The 20,319-nt window shown below is 43.3% G+C and carries 18 protein-coding genes; 10 read left to right on the top strand and 8 right to left on the bottom strand.

Going from position 1 to position 20,319, the window contains the following annotated elements:
• Nucleotides 1-36 precede the first annotated feature (36 nt).
• A complete protein-coding gene (gene gutR, locus FB592_RS17735; protein WP_141949906.1) occupies nucleotides 37-2,526 on the bottom strand; it encodes a glucitol operon transcriptional regulator GutR in 2,490 nt (829 codons plus the stop codon).
• A gap of 201 nt (nucleotides 2,527-2,727) precedes the next feature.
• On the opposite strand from gutR, the gene gutB reads away from it, so the two are divergent.
• The 7 genes from gutB (at nucleotide 2,728) to FB592_RS17700 (ending at nucleotide 10,047) form a co-directional block, all read left to right on the top strand.
• The gene (gene gutB, locus FB592_RS17730; RefSeq protein WP_015715423.1) at nucleotides 2,728-3,789 is read left to right on the top strand and encodes a sorbitol dehydrogenase; all 1,062 of its coding nucleotides are present in this window, start codon (nucleotides 2,728-2,730) and stop codon (nucleotides 3,787-3,789) included.
• A 73-nt stretch (nucleotides 3,790-3,862) separates the two neighbouring features.
• Nucleotides 3,863-5,254, top strand: coding sequence for an MFS transporter (locus FB592_RS17725; RefSeq protein ID WP_141949903.1), 1,392 nt, complete (start codon nucleotides 3,863-3,865; stop codon nucleotides 5,252-5,254).
• A 94-nt stretch (nucleotides 5,255-5,348) separates the two neighbouring features.
• The gene (locus FB592_RS17720; protein WP_031315525.1) at nucleotides 5,349-6,311 is read left to right on the top strand and encodes a carbohydrate kinase family protein; all 963 of its coding nucleotides are present in this window, start codon (nucleotides 5,349-5,351) and stop codon (nucleotides 6,309-6,311) included.
• A gap of 195 nt (nucleotides 6,312-6,506) precedes the next feature.
• Complete coding sequence (locus tag FB592_RS17715) at nucleotides 6,507-7,190, top strand: PspA/IM30 family protein (protein ID WP_049140778.1); 684 nt, start codon at nucleotides 6,507-6,509, stop codon at nucleotides 7,188-7,190.
• 65 nt (nucleotides 7,191-7,255) lie between these two features.
• Nucleotides 7,256-8,281 (top strand): TFIIB-type zinc ribbon-containing protein, encoded by a 1,026-nt coding sequence (locus FB592_RS17710; protein ID WP_032726741.1) that lies wholly within the window; start codon nucleotides 7,256-7,258, stop codon nucleotides 8,279-8,281.
• Entirely contained in the window at nucleotides 8,281-9,045 is a 765-nt protein-coding gene (locus tag FB592_RS17705) for a TPM domain-containing protein (RefSeq protein WP_141949901.1), read from the top strand. Before FB592_RS17710 ends, FB592_RS17705 begins: the two co-directional genes overlap by 1 nt.
• A gap of 30 nt (nucleotides 9,046-9,075) precedes the next feature.
• Entirely contained in the window at nucleotides 9,076-10,047 is a 972-nt protein-coding gene (locus FB592_RS17700; protein ID WP_077671595.1) for an SPFH domain-containing protein, read from the top strand.
• Between the two features lie 46 nt (nucleotides 10,048-10,093).
• Here the strand turns inward: FB592_RS17700 and FB592_RS17695 are convergent, their stop codons facing one another.
• Nucleotides 10,094-11,119, bottom strand: coding sequence for a potassium channel family protein (locus tag FB592_RS17695; protein ID WP_077671596.1), 1,026 nt, complete (start codon nucleotides 11,117-11,119; stop codon nucleotides 10,094-10,096).
• 577 nt (nucleotides 11,120-11,696) lie between these two features.
• Here FB592_RS17695 and iolT point away from each other — a divergent pair.
• Nucleotides 11,697-13,118, top strand: a complete 1,422-nt coding sequence (gene iolT / locus FB592_RS17690) for a myo-inositol transporter IolT (RefSeq protein ID WP_085186965.1) — start codon at nucleotides 11,697-11,699, stop codon at nucleotides 13,116-13,118.
• Nucleotides 13,119-13,165: 47 nt separating this feature from the next.
• On the opposite strand, the gene bdhA is transcribed toward iolT, so the two are convergent.
• Nucleotides 13,166-14,206, bottom strand: coding sequence for a (R,R)-butanediol dehydrogenase (gene bdhA / locus FB592_RS17685; RefSeq protein ID WP_141949898.1), 1,041 nt, complete (start codon nucleotides 14,204-14,206; stop codon nucleotides 13,166-13,168).
• 437 nt (nucleotides 14,207-14,643) lie between these two features.
• On the opposite strand from bdhA, the gene walM reads away from it, so the two are divergent.
• Nucleotides 14,644-15,015 (top strand): cell wall metabolism protein WalM, encoded by a 372-nt coding sequence (gene walM, locus FB592_RS17680; protein WP_003234013.1) that lies wholly within the window; start codon nucleotides 14,644-14,646, stop codon nucleotides 15,013-15,015.
• 65 nt (nucleotides 15,016-15,080) lie between these two features.
• Nucleotides 15,081-16,127, top strand: a complete 1,047-nt coding sequence (locus FB592_RS17675; protein ID WP_141949896.1) for a PD40 domain-containing protein — start codon at nucleotides 15,081-15,083, stop codon at nucleotides 16,125-16,127.
• Nucleotides 16,128-16,160: 33 nt separating this feature from the next.
• Here the strand turns inward: FB592_RS17675 and FB592_RS17670 are convergent, their stop codons facing one another.
• The 5 genes from FB592_RS17670 to cotA all read right to left on the bottom strand — a co-directional run bounded on the left by FB592_RS17670 (nucleotide 16,161) and on the right by cotA (nucleotide 20,255).
• On the bottom strand, nucleotides 16,161-16,319 hold the full coding sequence (locus FB592_RS17670; RefSeq protein ID WP_015382979.1) for a hypothetical protein: 159 nt from the start codon (nucleotides 16,317-16,319) through the stop codon (nucleotides 16,161-16,163).
• 189 nt (nucleotides 16,320-16,508) lie between these two features.
• Nucleotides 16,509-16,718: a cold-shock protein gene (locus FB592_RS17665; protein WP_003234008.1), complete on the bottom strand. Its 210-nt coding sequence runs from the start codon at nucleotides 16,716-16,718 to the stop codon at nucleotides 16,509-16,511.
• 82 nt (nucleotides 16,719-16,800) lie between these two features.
• Nucleotides 16,801-17,616, bottom strand: coding sequence for an alpha/beta fold hydrolase (locus tag FB592_RS17660; protein WP_141949894.1), 816 nt, complete (start codon nucleotides 17,614-17,616; stop codon nucleotides 16,801-16,803).
• A 12-nt stretch (nucleotides 17,617-17,628) separates the two neighbouring features.
• Nucleotides 17,629-18,615, bottom strand: coding sequence for a DUF4003 domain-containing protein (locus tag FB592_RS17655; RefSeq protein ID WP_049140829.1), 987 nt, complete (start codon nucleotides 18,613-18,615; stop codon nucleotides 17,629-17,631).
• Nucleotides 18,616-18,713: 98 nt separating this feature from the next.
• Nucleotides 18,714-20,255: an outer spore coat copper-dependent laccase CotA gene (cotA, locus tag FB592_RS17650; protein WP_029317398.1), complete on the bottom strand. Its 1,542-nt coding sequence runs from the start codon at nucleotides 20,253-20,255 to the stop codon at nucleotides 18,714-18,716.
• Nucleotides 20,256-20,319 lie beyond the last annotated feature (64 nt).

The raw sequence follows: 20,319 nt of genomic DNA, 5'->3' as shown, positions 1-20,319 counted from the left end.
CTATTTATTGAGTGAGATTGCTGACAGAACTACGTACTACTCGTTTTCTTTAGTCACCCTTGCCAAAAGTTCCACCTCATCCCGAATCCCAATCGCAGGCTCCCACGAATCAATCAAACGAATCGCTCTCTGATTAGCTTCCATCGCTTTCGTTTTCTCTCCTTTACGGTTCAACAGCTGCGCCATCCCGTAAAAATAATAGATCAACTCAACCTGATTGGCGTTATGTTTGTCATAGAGCATTTGCTCAAAGGCTTCTTCCGCTTTCTCAAATTGACCACATTTCACGTAAGCGACACCCAGATTGAAATAGGCTTCTATCGTTTTTTCGCCGCCGTACGTGGAGCTGATTTCATTTGCGGCTTCGTATAATTGAATGGCTTCTTCATGATGACCTCTCGCAAAGCTTAAGTCACCGCGAACCAAAAGAACTCTGTGTTGAATGGTAGGAGAAATTGGTTGATCTTCGATTTCGTTTAAAATAGTCTCTGCTTTTTTCTGTTGCCCGGCTTTTAAAAACAGTCTTGCTTTGAGAGCGTGTCCCCAAACCTTTAGATCATGGGTATCGTGATCGTCTGATTGTTCCAGAATCCTCAGCCCGGCTTCAATTTGCTGTAAGGCCCTGTCTAAATCATTGACTTCCATCAGGGCCCAGCCTGCTGTGTCGATTCGGAAGTACGCTTCTCGTGTGTGTTGGCCTATTTGATGGGCGGCGTCGGCCGCTTTGTGTCCGTATTCGGTTCGCAAGGGCAGGTTGATTCTGCTTAGAAAATGGCTGATGCGGGTAATGAGTTCGATTAGGATTTCTTTTTGTTCAGTTTCACTTGCCCATTGGATGACCTTTAAGATGTTTGGCCATTCTTGTTTCATTTGATCTAAGTTCCGTCCCAGCAGGTAGCTCCAATAGATAGAGTTGGGCTGTTCCCGCTTTAAATGGGTTTCGGCATAATCAATATAATAGTGCGCCCAGCGATTGCGGGCTTCTTTTTCATATTCGTGCTGTTCGGACAAGTGCTGTTCTCCGTAAGCGACAACGGTTTGGTGCGCTAAGTATTGTGTCCTGCCTTGGCTTCGTTCCGGCTGAATCAGCGCATATGACCGCATTTGTTCCATAGCGTAATGAAAACGGCGGGCGTCTAATCCGGCTGCTGCCGCCAGGCTTTTTTCATCAGGCGGCTTGCTGAAAAAGCAAAGCGTCTGCCATAGCTTTCGCGTATCTTCATTGCATCTATCCCAGGTGCGGCCAAAGAGGAATTCAAACAATTCCAGCAGTGAGTAGCCTGCTTTTCCAAGCTCATGAATCAGCTGCTGAGCGGGGATGTCATCGTCTGACATATAGGCGATGCTGAGTGCCATGGCTTTCGGGTTTCCGGCAGTCGCTGAAATGAATTCGTTTTTCAGGTCAGATGATAGATGTAACAGCTGCTCCAGCTTTTCCCGTTTATTTTGAATGTTGCATGTTTGTAAGCATCGGTGCACTTCTTGCTGAAAAAAATCCAAAGCATCTGTTTGGTCAAGGCCGCTCAGCTGAATAGCTGTCATTTCTCCGAAGCTTTCCCGATAGGTTTGCTTTACGTTTTCCCGCGCTGTGAGGAGAACTTTCACGCCTTGCGGAAGGCTGGTGATAAATTCATGAATGTCACGTTCTGCAGTATCAATGCTGTCAACGATCAGCAGGATCGGTTTTTCTCTAGTGTAATTAGCTAACGCATTGCGGACGACGAATCGTTTTTCATTGATTGATTTATCGATTTGTTCTGTGCGTCCGAGCTGATAGGCGATCGTATTTAAAAAATCGCTAAAGCTCAATCCTTTCCAATCAGCGCTGACCCAAATGATACTGTTGAACGCCGGCCAATCTGAAGTATCGCCGACACAGGAATAGGCGGCTTCAAGAGCGATTGTGGTTTTACCCATACCAGCCCAGCCGGTGATTAAACAGACTGGTGACGGAGAAAGCATCCATTGCCGTATCGCTTCCATATCAAAGCTGCGTCCGATAAAGCGTCCGGACCAGCGTGAGGGTAAATTATGAGTGATAGGCTGTTCTGTAAGCGCATTCGTTTCATGGCCGGGTCTGTCATGAAACAGCCGTTTTACTACATTTTCAATTTCGCCTTCACTCGGAGCCCCGAATAATCCGTCTTTTCGCAGTATTTTCGCTTTTTTCAAACAGGATGCTGCCCATACAGGCAATGCGGGTTTGATGACTGGGATAGTGGTGGCTTCCAGCAAGTCGGTCAACCACTCGATATCCAAGTCGGTCTTTTCGAGAATGATCCAGATCATTCCGAACAGTTTTCCGTCGTCGATTCTTCCGGGAATGTAGTTTGCCCCCATCTGTCCGATCCAGCTTTTGATCGTGTTTGGGGAGACTCCCAGCTGGAGTGCGATTTTATCTATGTAAGACTGTCCTGTTTTTTCATTCTTTTTCCTTCTGACTTTATAATCAGGATGAAGTTTTAGCGTTTTGACGCCAGGTGCCAGCAGTTGTGCAAATTGTTTTCGGTTTTCAAGTTCAGCCATAAGCCTGCACCTCCTATTAGTACTATTTTATCAATCCAGCGTTTTTTGTATATGAAAAAATAAAAGTACAGTGCCGCTGTCCTTTTATACAGCAGGAAAGGCTGTTGAACGTGTTGAAAAGCAGATAAAATGGGGGCAGTAACAGAGAAAACAAAAATGTATGCACTTACATTTTATTTTCTAAAGAAAGGAACTTGCCAAATGACTCACACAGTACCTCAAAACATGAAAGCGGCTGTTATGCACAACACAAGAGAGATCAAAATTGAAACATTGCCTGTGCCTGATATCAATCATGATGAAGTGTTGATTAAGGTGATGGCTGTCGGAATTTGCGGATCTGATCTGCATTACTATACAAATGGCCGAATAGGCAACTATGTTGTGGAAAAACCATTTATCCTTGGGCATGAATGCGCGGGTGAAATTGCCGCTGTCGGATCATCTGTCGATCAATTCAAGGTGGGAGACCGCGTCGCTGTAGAGCCGGGTGTTACGTGCGGACGCTGTGAAGCGTGCAAAGAAGGGCGCTATAATCTTTGCCCGGATGTACAGTTTTTGGCTACACCGCCGGTAGACGGCGCGTTTGTCCAATATATTAAAATGCGTCAGGACTTTGTTTTTTTAATCCCAGACTCACTTTCTTATGAAGATGCTGCTTTGATCGAGCCGTTTTCTGTCGGCATCCATGCGGCGGCCAGAACGAAGCTACAGCCCGGATCAACGATTGCGATTATGGGGATGGGCCCTGTTGGGTTAATGGCTGTTGCCGCAGCTAAAGCATTTGGGGCAGGCACAATCATTGTCACCGACTTAGAGCCGCTGCGGTTAGAAGCTGCGAAAAAAATGGGAGCGACTCACATTATTAATATACGTGAACAGGATGCACTTGAAGAGATTAAAACGATCACGAATGATAGAGGCGTTGATGTTGCTTGGGAAACAGCAGGGAATCCAGCGGCATTGCAATCCGCACTGGCTTCTGTGCGCCGGGGCGGAAAATTGGCGATTGTCGGTTTGCCTTCACAGAACGAGATTCCGCTCAACGTGCCGTTTATTGCGGATAATGAGATTGATATTTACGGGATCTTCCGTTATGCCAATACGTATCCAAAGGGAATCGAATTTCTTGCTTCAGGCATTGTGGACACGAAGCATCTAGTAACGGACCAATATTCGCTGGAGCAGACGCAAGATGCGATGGAGCGGGCGCTTCAATTTAAGAATGAATGTTTAAAAGTGATGGTGTATCCAAATCGCTGAGTGAACAGGGAGGATCTTCGTATTCTCCCTCTTGTTTACTGGAAATGAAAACGGATTCTTGGGGTGGGAAATGATGATTGAAACAGAAAAAGTAACGGCAATGAATGCGAAGCGTCAGTCAAAATCCAGCACCGGACTGTCCTGGTTTGAACGAATCGGCTATGGATTCGGCGATATGTCGTATAATATAATCTTTCAGTTTGTAAACGCATACTTATTATTTTATTATACAGACGTCGGCGGCATTCAGCCTGCGGTGATCGCAACTTTGTTTCTTGTTGTGCGTGTGCTGGATGCTATTTTTGACCCGATCATGGGATTGATTTTAGATAAAACAAATACAAGGTGGGGAAAAGCAAGGCCATATTTGCTGTGGGTGGCATTTCCTTTTGCGCTATTCACATTCTTATGTTTCACGACGCCTCATTTCGGTGAGACCGGAAATATGGTATATGCGTACGTCACCTATATTCTGCTTGGGATGTCCTTTAGTATGCAAACGATCCCGGTGAACAGCTTAACGGGGAGGATGACGAATTCTGTGGAGGAACGAACGGTTCTGACCACAACCCGGATGATTTTGGTGTATATCGGCATTCTTTTATCTATTTCCTGTGCGACACCGCTTGCAACCGCTATCGGAGGGGAGGATCAGGCGTTTGGATTTCAAATGACTGCGCTCATCTACGCGGCTGTCAGCATCGTTTTGAATCTATTTAGTTTCTTTACTGTACGGGAGCGGATTCAGCCTAAAAAGAGAAACAAACAAGGGATCAAAAAGACATTATCCGTTTTATTCCGAAATAAACCCTTGCTCATGTTAATTTCATCATTTTTGGCTTTTGCGATCGGGTTTAATATTAAGCTCAGTACGATGGTGTATTATTTTACGTATAACGTAAACCATAAAGAGTTCGTGTTTATGGGCACCGTTTTATTTTTCGGGGCAGCGCTGATCAGCAATTTGTTTATTCCTTTCTTTTCTGAGAAGTGGGGCAGAAAACAAGTCATGATTATCACGGCAGCTCTATCGCTTATTTCTTATGCCGGCCTGCATTTTACGCCGTATTCTTCAATTCCACTCATTTTCATTTGGCTTTTCGCTTCGGGATTTTTCACAACGCCTTTAAATACGCTTGCTTGGGGAATGGTTGCGGATTGTGTCGATTATGCGGAATGGAAAACCGGAATTCGCGCGGATGGTGTGGTGATTTCGAGCATGAGCTTTATTAATAAGCTGGGTGTTGCGTTAGCCGGGTCATTTTCGGCCATTTATTTAGGAATCGCCGGGTATGTGGCGAATACAGACCAGACAGTTGCGTCGTTGAATGCGATCAAAAATATGAATGCTTTGATTCCGGGATTTTTCATTTTGCTTTCTATTATTCTTATCGCCTTCTATCCTTTAACGGAAAAAAGATATAAACACATCATCTCTGAGCTGGAGCAAAGGTCTGCGAGATAAATATATGTAAAATTTTTAATATTCAATGTTGTATTTATGGCAGAAAGTAATATACTGAGACTGTAATCTAGACTTTATAAATGAGTGTGATAATATGCGTAGTCATTCTGTAGTTTGTATTGGAGAATTGTTAATTGATTTCTTTTGTACCGATGTCGACGTTGATTTAAAGGAAGGGCGCCATTTCTTGAAAAGTGCCGGGGGTGCACCGGCGAATGTGTCAGCAGCGATTGCCAAGCTGGGCGGAGACGCCGCTTTCAGCGGAAAAGTAGGCAAGGATCCGTTTGGGTATTTTCTCAAGCAAACATTGGACGCTGTACAGGTGGATACCTCAATGCTTGTCATGGATGAGAAAGCGCCTACAACGCTTGCTTTTGTTTCATTAAAACAAAATGGAGAGCGTGACTTTGTTTTTAATAGAGGCGCGGACGCTTTGTTTACGCTGGAGGATATTGACCAGGAAAAACTAAACGAAGCGAAAATTCTTCATTTCGGCTCTGCGACGGCACTGTTATCGGATCCGTTTTGCTCAGCCTATTTACGGCTGATGTCGATTGCGAAAGACAATGGACAGTTTATTTCGTTTGACCCTAACTACCGTGAAGATTTATGGAGGGGAAGAGTCTCAGAGTTTGTAAGTGTTGCGAAAAAAGCGATCGCTGTAAGTGATTTTGTGAAAGTCAGTGACGAGGAGCTTGAGATTATAAGCGGTGTGAAGGATCATGAAAAGGGAGTTGCGATCCTTCATGAGATCGGAGCCAACATTGTCGCTGTGACACTTGGGAAAAGCGGAACGCTTCTTTCCAATGGAAAAGACCGTGAAATCATTCCAAGCATTCCTGTGACATCAATTGACTCAACAGGGGCGGGAGATGCTTTTGTCGGTGCGGCTTTATATCAATTGGCAAATACGGATCAGATTCAATCTGTAGATGCTGATTTTGTGAAACTGCGTGAGATTGTGGCGTTTGCCAATAAGGTCGGAGCTCTTGTGTGCACTAAAATTGGAGCGATTGATGCACTGCCGAGCTTAAATGAGATCGAAGTTTCTTTGTAAATCATTGAAGATGTTTCTTGAAAGTCTTTGGACTTTTGGAGGCATCTTTTTTTATTGCTTACATTTTTGTTCGGGTAAAAAGTTGTATATTTTTCGTTTGATATGTCATTTTTTATTAAAAAAGTGAAACTTTTAACGATAATAGATAGTATATGTAACAAGGGTTACCGAATTAGCTTTAGGAGGAACGATATAATGAGTATAATTGGAAGATTTAAAGATATTATGTCTGCGAATATCAATGCTTTATTGGACAAGGCTGAAAATCCGGAGAAAATGGTAGATCAATATTTAAGAAATATGAATAGCGATTTGGCTAAGGTTAAGGCAGAAACAGCAGCTGTTATGGCCGAGGAGCAGAGAGCAAAAAGAGAATATCACGAATGCCAGGCGGATATGGAAAAGATGGAAAGCTATGCAATGAAGGCGCTGCAAGCCGGGAATGAGAGCGATGCGAGAAAATTTCTTGAAAGAAAAACATCTTTGGAGTCAAAGCTTTCTGAGCTGCAGGCGGCGAATCAAATTGCTGCAACCAATGCCGCACAGATGAGAAAGATGCATGACAAATTGGTATCTGACATTGGAGAGCTGGAAGCACGTAAAAATATGATCAAGGCGAAGTGGGCAGTAGCGAAAACGCAAGAAAGAATGAACAAACTGGGCGCTTCTGTTTCAAGTACAAGCCAATCAATGTCTGCATTCGGCCGAATGGAGGACAAAGTAAATAAGGCACTTGATCAGGCCAATGCAATGGCTGAACTGAACAGCGCTCCGCAGGATGATATGGCTGATCTGACTGCAAAGTATGACACTGGCGGTTCAAGCCAGATTGATGATGAACTTGCGGCGTTAAAAGCGAAAATGATGCTCGATAAGTAATACATAGGAGGCCGCAGCTCTCGGCTGCGGCGTCATTTTATCATAAGATGTGAGAGGGAACGGTAATGATAATATCTTATAAGTGTCCGAACTGCGGCAGTGATATGGCATTTGACAGTGAAACCGGCTCGTTATCCTGCAGCAGCTGCGGAAGACAGGACAATATTGAAAGCCTTCCGAAAGAAAACATTGCGGCACGGTTTTCTGATGATGAAGCAAAAGAATATCAATGTGAAAACTGCGGTGCCGTTTTGATCACGGAAGCTGAAACGACAGCAACGACGTGCAGCTTCTGCGGAGGTGCTGCAATACTTGCCGATCGTTTATCAGGACATTTGGCGCCGGCGAAGGTCATTCCATTTACAATCAGTAAACAAGAAGCGGAGCAGGCATTTCGAAAGTGGTGCAAAAAAGGCCTTCTGACACCAAGAGGTTTCATGTCTGCCGATCGCATTAAAAGCATCACCGGCATGTATATTCCGTTTTGGATGTTTGATTTAAATAGTGAAGTACAGGTGAGAGCAAACTGTACCAGGGTCCACCGGTATGAAGAAGGGGATTATATTTGCACGGAAACAGAGCACTTTGAAGCGTTTCGTGATATCAATCTCGATTATTTGAAAATCCCTGTCGATGCCTCTGAAAAAATGAAAGACGAATTAATGGACAAATTGGAGCCTTATTCATACGAAGAGCTGAAGGACTTTCAAACGGCATATTTGGCCGGTTATATTGCGGAAAAGTACAATTATACCGATGAGGAGCTTTTTCCGAGGGCAAAAGAGAAAATCAGCAGTTATATAGATTCATACATCCATTCTACTTTTTCTGGATATACGTCAGTCAATGTGAGGGAAAAACATATTCACACGAAAAACGTGAACAGCTTTTACGTTTTGCTTCCTGTTTGGATGGTCAGTTACGATTATGAAAGAGCGGAGCATATCTTTGCGATGAACGGGCAAACAGGAAAGGTTGTTGGAAAGCCGCCGATCAGTCGAGGAAAAGTGGCGGCATGGTTTAGCGGAATAGCAGGCGGGACATTTCTTGCGTTGAAGCTCGTCTCATTGATGATGGGAGGCGGATTTTGATGCGTGGATTTTTTGGAAAAGCGATCTTTGTTGTGCTGGCTGTTTTCATCATGATGCCTTTACTGGGTATCGAAGCGGCAAGAGCCTCTGAATCGCAGCAGCATGTGTACGATCGCGCTCATCTATTGTCAAAAGCGGAGATCGGAAAACTTGAATCTCTCTCGGCAGAGTTGGGTGCAAAGAGAGACACTGATTTCATCATTATTACGACCAAAAGCACAAACGGTGAAGATATTGCAGACTATACCGGCGATTTTTATGATCGTTACGGAAAAGGCAGTACAGCTATTCTGACGATTGATATGACAAACAGAGAAGTGTTTATCGCAGGCTTCAAAAAAGCCGAACAGTATTTGGACAACAGCAGGCTCAATAGCATCAGAAATACGATTTCATCTGATTTATCCAATGAAAATTATTTTGAAGCTTTTGAGACATATATTCAGCTTTCCTATAAAGATATGGGCATAAAACCGGGAGTAAACCCCGACAACATATTCTTTACATGGTGGTTTCAGCTGATTGTTGCCATCGCAGTCGGGGGAATTGCGGTTTCAATCATGCTTTATCATGCAGGCGGCAAAGTAACGGTTAATGGAAATACATATATGGATCAGCGTACGTCTGATGTGATTGATCAATACGACACTTATATTAGAACGACTGTAACAAGAGAAAGAAAACCATCAGATAAAGACAGCGGCAGCGATGGCGGTGTTACGAAAGGCGGCACGTCATACAGTGGGAGCCGGGGCAGTTTTTAAATGTAAGAAATAGAGAAAGGGAGAGGCGTAATGTCGTTTTTCAGAAATCAATTAGCGAATGTAGTAGAGTGGGAAGAATTTAGAGATGATATGATTTTTTATAAATGGAACAATCGTGAAATCAAAAAAGGGAGCCGTTTAATCATTCGTCCCGGACAGGATGCTGTCTTTTTGAACAATGGGCGGGTTGAAGGAGTCTTTCAAGATGATGGCGATTATGATATTGAATCAGAAATTATTCCATTCCTTTCAACGTTAAAGGGCTTTAAGTTTGGCTTTAACAGCGGCATGCGAGCTGAGGTGCTGTTTGTCAATACGAAGGAATTTACCGTAAGATGGGGAACAAAACAGGCGATAAATATTCCGGCAGCGGGAATGCCAGGCGGGATGCCCATTCGCGCAAACGGCACATTTAATTTCAAGGTGCAGGACTATATCAGCCTGATTGATAAAATCGCTGGCGTGAAAGATCAATATTTTGTAGAGGATATTAAAACCCGTATCATTTCTATTCTGGATCAGCTTCTCATGAAGTGGATCACAAGAGAAGGGAAAGATATGTTTAATCTTCAAGCAAACGCTTTTGATATTGCCAAGGGAATTCAAGAGGACTTAGATATGCAATTAATAAGCGACGGGATGACGGTCACTGGTTTTCAAATCATGAGCTTTAATTATCCTCAAGAGGTTCAAGATATGATTACAAAGAACGCTTCCTACGGTATGGTTGGGGATGTGAACAGATACCAGCAAATATCAATGACGGATGGAATGGCATCCGGAAAGATGAGCGGAGGCGGAGCGGCTTCGGATATGGCTGGAATGATGATGGGGATGAATATGGCCAATCAGATGATGAACCAAATGAATCAAAATCATCAGGCACAGTCATCAGGCCCACAGTCAACTGGCAGCGGAAGCAAACCGAATTTCTGTCCAAACTGCGGAACAAAAACGGGCGAAGCCAATTTTTGTCCGAATTGCGGCCAGAAGCTTGTGTAAGACTCATACAGTGAAAAGTCCGGAGTGATCAGCGCTCGGGACTTTTTTATTTAGAAGAATAAGCGTTACCTATTGCTTGCTCCTGAACAGGCCATTTTCGAGCACCCGCTTGGATAATTCCCAGCAGCAATTGACGACGTTCCTTTATTGAATTGACGGCAATTTGAAATGTTTGCTTTGATAAAGCCGGTATGCCTGATTGTTGAAGCTTTGAGATGTCTGGTTCCGGCGGCGCTTGTTCTGCAGGATGGATATAGGCAGTATGAACGGTATCCAGATAGTTTTTGATACTTGAGCGCGCTTCTTTGATATGAAGCTGATTCGGCTGATATTGTTCAGGAATTCCGTATTTGAAAATGGTTAGAGCTTCATCCAATACAGCAACAGCTATAATGGATGATTCCTGATGCTGCGTGCTGTGGTAAAAATGAAGGATGGGGAAGGCGTTATGCTGAGCGGTCAGCTTTCCCAGTTCTGATGAGGCAGCGACAAGAAGAAAATCAATGTCGTGAAAATCTTTGCCATTCCATGCATTATGGACGATTTCTGTTCCGTCATGCCCTAGACTTAATACACTTTGGGCAAAGGAGCGTTTTTGATTAACCGCACTCAAGACGGAAATCAAATACGTGACAGAAAACGTGATGGTAAGCAGTCCTTGAGCTGTTTCAATAATCGTGACAAGCTTCCATAGGCCTCCGTTCGGAGCGAGGTCGCCATTTCCTAATGTAAACATGACATAGCCGGAAAAATAAATTCGGTCTGACCAGGAAGCCGGTTCTTTTGATTGAGTTTCCATAAGTGAGTGAGGGTCACTCGAGTAAATCAAAACCCACCCGCCCCAAAATAGACTGATCCATATCACTAACGTCAGGCATAACAGCAGAGGACCAGCCGTACTTAGAACCTTTGCGTGGTCACCGCTGATTTTGCGGCAACCCTTCCACAGCCAGGCAGACAGGCATCTTGTGATCGGGCCTGCACCGCTCTCTAACCATAACGTGGTCCATAAAAAATCAATCATCCCCGCTGTCAATAATAAAAGGCCTGCAATGATATAACCCTCATTCATTTTGGTTGCCTCCCTTAAGTCAGCCTTCTTTTATTTTCTTCTCTATTTCCTTTTATCCTGAGTCTGAAACAATTGAGCGAATGTTTGATTTTACAGAGAAAAATAGGAGGAGTTACCCAACACTTACTCATTTATCGATATGAACAAAAAATCACAGGATTTTTGACTTGAATCACACATTTTCATGAAGAAAAACGTTCGTTTTCCCCTTGAATTGGTGATTTTCCTTTTATAGAGTAAAAAATTTTCAGAAATTTATATTGACTGAAAGCGTTTTTATAATTATGATAATATCAGATATAACAAAAATATAACTATCATATCACTACAATTGAACTATCAAGTGACTAATAAATGCCAAATTAACAAGGCTATGCACAAAGAAATGACCATTGTTCTTTTAGTGAGAAATGAAATCGCTTCCAATGGGACTGACATGCTAAGAAGAAGGGAAGGTTATGAGGTTATTGGATAAAAACATGAACAACTATTTTCTGAAGCCTGCAATGTGAGGAAGGCAGCAGCCCTGGAATAAGTTTTTGACATACGCATTTTGAAAAAGACTGGGGGAAACAGTATGAATAAACAAGGCAATCAAATGTCATTTTTACGTACAATTATTTTAGTCTCCACTTTCGGCGGACTTCTTTTTGGCTATGATACCGGTGTGCTCAATGGAGCTTTGCCGTATATGGGAGAGCCGGATCAGCTTAATCTCAATGCCTTCACAGAGGGTCTTGTCACCAGTTCACTTCTTTTTGGAGCGGCACTGGGTGCTGTGTTTGGCGGCAGGATGTCTGATTTTAACGGGCGCCGCAAAAATATTTTGTTCCTCGCTGTTATATTTTTTATTTCAACGATTGGGTGTACGTTTGCACCAAATGTTACGGTCATGATTATTTCCCGTTTTGTGCTCGGTATTGCGGTTGGGGGTGCATCCGTAACGGTGCCAGCCTATTTAGCAGAGATGTCTCCTATGGAAAGCAGGGGACGGATGGTGACGCAGAACGAATTGATGATTGTATCAGGACAGCTTTTGGCCTTTGTTTTTAATGCGATCCTTGGAACAACAATGGGAGACAACTCCCATGTGTGGAGGTTTATGCTGGTCATTGCGTCACTTCCAGCCTTGTTCCTGTTTTTCGGCATGATCAGAATGCCCGAGAGTCCCCGCTGGCTTGTTTCTAAAGGAAGAAAAGAAGATGCTTTACGTGTATTGAAAAAAATCAGGGATGAAAAACGGGCAGCAGCTGAGCTGCAAGAAATTGAATTCGCTTTCAAAAAAGAAGATCAGCTTGAAAAAGCGACATTTAAAGATCTTTCAGTCCCATGGGTGCGCCGTATTGTGTTTATTGGATTAGGGATTGCGATTGTACAGCAAATTACAGGTGTGAATTCGATAATGTATTATGGGACTGAAATTCTAAGAAATTCCGGTTTCCAAACGGAAGCCGCTTTAATCGGAAATATTGCGAATGGCGTGATTTCGGTATTGGCAACATTCGTCGGAATCTGGCTGCTGGGAAGAGTGGGGCGCCGGCCGATGCTGATGACAGGCTTGATCGGTACGACAACAGCGTTATTGCTAATCGGGATATTCTCACTTGTACTTGAAGGATCTCCGGCACTTCCATATGTAGTCCTGTCATTAACGGTCACATTCCTTGCTTTTCAGCAGGGGGCCATTTCACCAGTGACTTGGCTGATGTTATCTGAAATTTTCCCGCTTCGTCTTCGCGGACTGGGAATGGGTGTCACGGTATTCTGTCTATGGATGGTGAATTTTGCAGTCAGTTTCACGTTTCCGATATTGCTGGCAGCCATTGGGCTGTCCACAACGTTCTTTATCTTCGTTGGATTAGGAATTTGCTCTGTCCTGTTTGTGAAGAGGTTTTTGCCGGAAACGAAAGGGCTTTCGCTTGAGCAGCTGGAGGAAAACTTCCGCGCTTATGATCACGGCGGGGCGAAGAAGGATTCTGGGGCTGAAGTGATTGGATAATTAAAAAAAGAATCCGCACCCGAGTGCGGATTCTTTTTGGTTCCAAATTAGTTAGGTCTGACAAGGATTTTAACTTGGTTTTTCTCTTTTATAAGAGCCCCGAAGCCTTCCTCGATCAAATCATCTAGTACGATTTTTTTCGTTACGAGTTTGTCAGCTGAGAAATAGCCTTCTTTCATTAATGACAGTACAGCCGGGAAGATGTCGCGGTATCCGATAATTCCTTTTACTGAACGTTCTTTGATCACGATATCGTTCGGATGGATTTCAGCACCTTTTTCCCAAATACTGACGATGACGGTTTCACCGGCAATTGTAGTGGACTGGATGGCTTGTCGTAACACCACTGGGACACCAGTGACTTCAAATGCTACGTCAACACCGCCTCCTGTACGTTCTGCAATCTCAGTGACTACATCGTCTGTTTTAGACGGATCAACGATGATCGCGCCAAGCTCCTCAGCTTTTTGCTGGCGTTCAGGAGAAAGCTCAACAGCGTAAATATCAGTTGCACCGGCAGCCTTCAGCGCTTCAATGACAAGAAGTCCGATCGGGCCGCAGCCGAATACAGCCGCTTTGTCGCCTGCTTTGAGTTTGCTTGAGCGGACAGCGTATAGAGCAACTGCAGAAGGTTCAACGAGCGCGCCTTGTTCATATGATAATTCATCAGGAAGTTTGAACAAAAGCTCTTCATCTACAGAGACGTATTCAGAGAAACCGCCGCCTCCGCCGGCTAAGCCGAGGAATCCCATTTGTTCATCAAGGTTGTAGGCGCCTTGGTGGCCGTGTGTAGCAAAAATCGGCTCGACTACGACGCGGTCTCCAACTTTATAATTTTCAACGCCTTCTCCGACTTCGACAACTTCACCGGAGAATTCATGCCCCATTGTGACAGGTGCCGTTTCATTTGTTAATGGGTGCGGTTTGTCAACCGGAATAAAGATCGGGCCGCCCAGATATTCGTGTAAATCACTTCCGCAGATGCCGCACCATTTGACTTTGATCTTTACTTTTCCCGGCTCCGTTTTTGGCTCTTCGATATGTTCAATACGGATATCCTTTTGGTTATGCCATCTTGCTGCCTTCATGGATTACCACTCCTATAGCTTTTGATGTGAGTAATTCCGCACCGGTCAATATGAACTGTTCACAAAATCGCCATTTTTAAAACCAAAAAAGAAATGAAATTTTTATATAATATAATCTACGTTTTTTTGAAAAAAGAAACTTTGAAGAAAAAAGGGTCTCGCACACTCTTTTTTCTTTATATGAGAGTATCAATCGTTTACATAGCTATGAATTTGGTTTGAACAATACGGTAATGGTTCGTTCATATTGAATGCGACAACTACTCTATCAATAATTATAACGCTAATACTGCTATTATAATAGGATAATCTTCCATGGTTTAATTTAACAGAGGTAACTTTTTTGACTTTGTAACATTACTGTAAGGATATTGAAATAAAAAATAGCTGGTTGATCGTGTATAATCTTCCTAGATGTTAACAAACAGGGGGACGAAATGTTGAAGAAAGTCATTTTAGCCGCTTTTATCTTAGTAGGAAGTACTTTGGGAGCTTTTAGTTTTTCATCAGATGCCAGTGCGAAACATGTGAACGGAAATATTACTTGGTATAATGGAGTCGGGAAAAAAGGCTCTTCAGGTAAGAAACTTGGACATTGGGATTGTGCGACCAAAATCGGATTTGATGTTCCTAGAAACGGGACAAAAATCAGAGCTTATGCAAAAGCGAAGCCTAAAAAAGTGATTACGGTTTATAAAAATGATGTTGGCAGAATGCCTAATGCAGTGCTGGATGTTAGCCCTAAAGCGTTTAAAGCGCTTGGATATCCATTAAGCAAAGGTAAAGTAGCGGGGCATTACAGCTATTAATGTACATATATAATCTGGAAAGCAAGAAGTCACATTCTTGCTTTTTCTATTGGTGGAGATAAAAGATGAAAAAAAGAATCATATTATTGTTAGCAGTGATAATAGCGGCAGCTGGCGCGGGGGTTGCGTTTTATGTTGCAAAGGATAAAGGCCATGAGAAGGCTGCTGATGTTTCAGTCAATACCGAAAGCGGTGATGAGCTGCTGGTTTCAATTACAGATACGGATCTGCTGACAAAGTATTATGAAAATGACAAGGTGATCCATGAGGGGAAGCTGACCAGCTATCCGGCATTTGCCTTGGATCAAAAACAGCAGGTGCTCTATTATACGGGCAATAATGAACAGAATGAAATGAGGCTTTTTAAACTGGATCTAAAGTCTAATAAAAAGACGGTGCTTTATAAAGGCGCGGAGAGTGCGGACAGTTTGTTTTTATCAAAGGACCGTTCAACCATCTATTTCCGCTTAGGAAAAGCGGACGAAAGCAATTTTCGGATCGCCGCTTTTGATCTGAAAACGAAAAAGTACAAAAATCTTTATCCTGCCGCTAATGATCAGGATAACACCGTCAGCAGCTTCTTTTATAACCAAAAAAACGATTCATTTGCATTGCTTCATTATTCTGTAGAAGAAGACTACAAGAAAACAGATGAAGCAAACGAAAAGGGTATCGACCCTGAACCGACAACGATTCATTTTGCGGAAGGCCGTCAACATAAATTTAATGAGCTGAAAAGCCTGAACCAATTTATCAGCGATATTGCTGTTTCTGATGATGATAAACGTATTTTATTCACATCATATACGCAAAAAGGAACGGAGCAAACCGCTTCTATTCAAATGCTCAATGCGGATACGAAAAAATATGAAAGCATCATCTCAAATCAGAAATTATTTAAGCTGTTAATTGACGCACAGCCTCAGTTTTCTAAGGATGGGAAGAACATTTATTTTCTTGCCGAAGCCAAGGGGGCTAAAAAGCTGAAGGACGAAACAGGGCGTGAAGCTAAGGTGCGGACGATTTATTCCTATAGCCTTGAAAATAAGACCTTCAAAAAAGTATGGGAAAATCCGAACGGCATCATCAACAGCTTTTCTGTGATTAACTAATAAAGACCACTCGGCATGAGCTGAGTGGCTTTTTTAATGGATGAGGTGCAGGGCTAATGATCCGAGCCATTTAAAGATATGAATCAGAGGGACCGACAAAAACAGAAGTTCAACATAGAAGTTCATTGCAACATTCAGCTTTTTGAACGCAGCTCTTTTTTTCAAGTCTTTTTGCTGCTGGTTTGAGATCACGTTATCCCTCCTCTTATATCCATATTATACCATCAAAACAGACAAAAAAGCCCTAAACGTTTACAGTTTTGGGCTTCTTTCTTCGTATTTGGCCTCTTGCAATAAGAGGCTTTTATTCTGAAATATAGAATTTTGTCTCCGTTCGGGGTTTGTTTGCTTGCAGGAGACTGCATTTGTTATAGGGAAGAACTAGCTTGTTTTCGTTTGGCTGTTGTTTTGGAGATTCACTAATGAACGGATGCCGTCGACCATTTTACTTCCGCACAAAGGGCACAATGGCGTATCACTGCTGGCGAAGTTTTTTCGGGTCCAGCCATTACAGTCTTCTTTTGTGCATTCCCAAGTACTCACATCTTCTTTTGGCAGCGGTTCTTGATTTCGTTTGTTATAGTAAGACATAAAGTCACTTCTTCCCTCATGTATTTTACTGCACATTTCTTATTGTCTCATACTTTTCCCTAATCTCCTAATTCCTTTTTCTTTATGACTTTCCAATAACCCCATCTAAAAAGGAGAGGAGTGTGCTGTTAAAAGCATCTGGCTCTTCTAAAAACGGGCAATGGCTGCTTTTAGAAAAGGTAACGAGTGTCGCGTTTGGAATATTGCTGCGCAAGTGTTCTCCAGCTGCTGTAGAGAAAAATTTCTTGTCTTCCCCGAAGCACAGCAATGTCGGCACATTGATGTTTTGGAGGGTGCCCCGGTAATCAGCGGCCGTTTGGTTAAATAAAATCGTGCTAGAAATGGCAGCCGGCTGTTTGAGGATTTCTGCCAGCATCCATTCTGTTTCGGTCTCGGCAGGCGGTTCTGCGAACATATTCTGGATGAAGCTTTCGTAGAAAGGCAGCGGGTCAGTTTGAATGGCGTGCATCGCTGTTTTTAAGCCGTTAAAATCAAATGGACCGTGTTCCCAGCCCTCCCATTGATAGTCGGAAGCGGATTGATCGATGATCACAGCGGCTTGAATGTTATCATTCCCAAATTGATTGAGATAATCCCATACGACAAAAGCGCCCATTGACCAGCCGACAAGAACGACATGATCAAGCTCCATTACATTTAGAAATTCCCTTATGTCACGGGCATATTGGGAAATGGTGTGGCCGTGAAGCACTTTGTCAGATTCGCCGTGTCCTCTAAGATCAAGACGAATACATTGATAATTGGCAGAAAGCGCCGAAAATTGTTTGTGGAAAAATTGTCCGCTCATCAGCACCCCATGTATAAACAGGATCGGCGTCCCTCTCCCGTGTGTTTCATAGTAAAGGCGTGTCTGATCTTCTAATGTGATGTATGGCATGTTTCTCCTCCTTTAGTTTCCATCATGAGTATGGCTGGCTGCTGTTGAGCTGATGATGGCAGCTGTCGCGGCTGCCTGCTGCGCTTGAATGACTGTTTCGATAGCGGTGTATAGTCCTGATTCCATCAGCAGATTTTTCTCCATATGCTCACTGAGATAGAGGCTGACAGCAATTTTAAAATTCATTTCCTTTTGCCATTTAAAAGCTTTTTCCTGGTTTAATTCGTCAGTGATGCACAAAACGGTTTTGATATCTGGCTCTTCCAGAAATGTGAGGAGAGCAAGGTCTGGATAATGATAATCCTTTGGTTTTTTGACATCAGTGATTGATTGATATATCTGTTTGCAAGCGGAAACAAGCATTTCGGGCTCTTTTTCACTTTGCAAGGCCAGAATATGGCTGACCTGATGTAAGTACTGTCCTTTTTTAAAGCCGTTGGCTGCCAGCAGCTGATAGCATGTTTCCGCCTTCTGTAGCGCCTGCAAACCTTCTCCGTTTTCTCCAAGCAGTACGGCAAGCGGAACATTCTGAGTTGAAGTGAGGAAATAATGATTTTTCTTCATCTGCTGATAAACTGCTAGCCCCATGTTCATCTGTTCTTTTTGGTTTGTCGTTTCAGATTTGCCGGTGAGCAAGATCAGAGCGGAAAGGTATGTGAACATATCCCGCTTGTATCCTAGCTTCACCATTTCATTGTATACATCGATAAAAGTATGAAATGTTTGTTTTGCCTCATGCTGAAAATGAATGTCCAGAATAGATGCAATAGTAAAGCGGTGGTGTGAATTGAGTGTTGAGAAGCTGCCGATGTTTGATTTGATATAGCTGCTCAAATCATAAAAGCGCTGAAAATCAAACTCTCTTTTATTCACAATATATGCAGAAGAAATAAGCATTAATATCTGATCGTGTGAAACTTTCCATTTTAATTTTGGTTTTAATTCAGCATAAATGGAAATGTATTGCTTTATTTTTTCATGTAGGTTGTGTGTCAGCATAAAAAGCAGCTCCTTTTTGCTGTTTTTACGTAATACGATAAATAGGGCCAAAGGTTTCATAAAGAAAAAACTTGCCTGCTAGAGGCAAGTTTGTCGGGTTATTTATGGGGATCTGTTATATCCATCGGTCTCATCATGTCATAGTCTTCATGCTCTAGAATATGGCAATGCCATACGTATCGTCCGCTGTACGGACCGAATGTCGCCGCGATTCTCAGGACTTCACCTGCATGCGCTTGAATGGTGTCTTTCCAGCCCTTTTCACTTGGCGGCGGCGGGACAGCCGGACCGGTATAGGACAATTCCCCGCTTTCTTGATAACGGGCGATATCAAACGGCCTCCGGTCTAATACACGGAAGGAGACTAGATGCAGGTGGATCGGATGTGTTCCGCGTGTCGGGTTGATAATGGACCATATTTCAGTAGTGCCGACTTTTGGTGCTTCTGTGACGGGATCGTGCCAGCGTTTGTTATTAAGCAGAAGGACGGGTCTGCCGTATTCGTCCTGGGTGCCTGCCAGTTTTAACGTTCTGATGTTTTGTATTCTTTCATGCTGTACCGAAGGGTATGAGGCGAGGTACTTCGGCTTTCTGCTTTCGTCTTTTTGTGCCAATGGTTTTGTGACTCTGAATTGCATGATATTCGCATCTGTTTCAGGATTGACGTCACCGCCGCAGCCCGCGCTGTTTGCCAAAATGATCGATTCTCCTTCATATGCTGTGAAGTCAATGATGATATCATAACGTTCAGCAGGCGCAAGGCTGAAAGAATTCAGTTTAACAGATCGCGGCAGGAGCCCTCCATCTGAACCAACCTGAATAAACTCTCCGCCATTATCGAGTGACAGGTTATAGGTTCTTGTATTGGAGGCGTTGATGACACGGAATCGGTATTTCCTTGGCTCGACTTCCAAGTATGGCCATACCTTCCCGTTGACGAGTATGGTTTCTCCGCAAAAAGCCGGAACGATTGAGGGATTAGGCAGTGACGGAGAAGGGTTTTCCGGTGCGCTCGGATAAAACAAAGAACCGTCCTCATTGATCGTGCGGTCTGTGATAAGAAGCGGCACATCGTATTCGTCTGAAGGCAGTTTTAAGCGTTTTTCCTTTGGGTCATGAATGATATAAGCACCGACAAGTCCGGCATAGACATTTAGCCTGGTGAGCGCCATGGCGTGATCGTGATACCACAATATAGCCCCGCGCTGCTGGTTTGGATAATGATAAACCTCTCTTTTGAAATAAGGTCCTGTTTGTTCAAAGTCTTTGGAAAACCAAGCCTCCGGATACCCGTCACTATCATCTGGCGTGACGCCGCCGTGTAAATGAACAACTGTCTTTACCTCGGGCTCTTCATGCTGGCTGTCACTGTGATGAATGGTGTGATCAATCGGAAGGAAATGCGTGGAAGGTAGGTTATTCATCCATTTTACATATACGTTTTCATTTCTTTTAACCTCAATGGTCGGCCCCGGAAATAAGCCGTTGTAGCCCCACAGGCGGGTTGGAGGGAGATCGCGATGGAGCTGATGGGTGCATTCCTCCATGGTGACTTCGTAGTATGTTTTTTCTTTTGATTGCTGTACTGGCTTTAGTGTATCTGGGATTGGGAGAGCATCCACAAATTTTTCAAGTGTCATTTTCATCTGTCCTTATCTAAATTTTCCAAATTGGTATTATAGTTAATGACAATAAGGACGTGAT

The sequence above is a fragment of the Bacillus sp. SJZ110 genome (assembly GCF_006715455.1).
Lineage (GTDB): Bacteria > Bacillota > Bacilli > Bacillales > Bacillaceae > Bacillus > Bacillus subtilis.
Note: the sequence above shows the minus strand (reverse complement) of the source record. Positions and strands in the feature narration are given on the sequence as shown.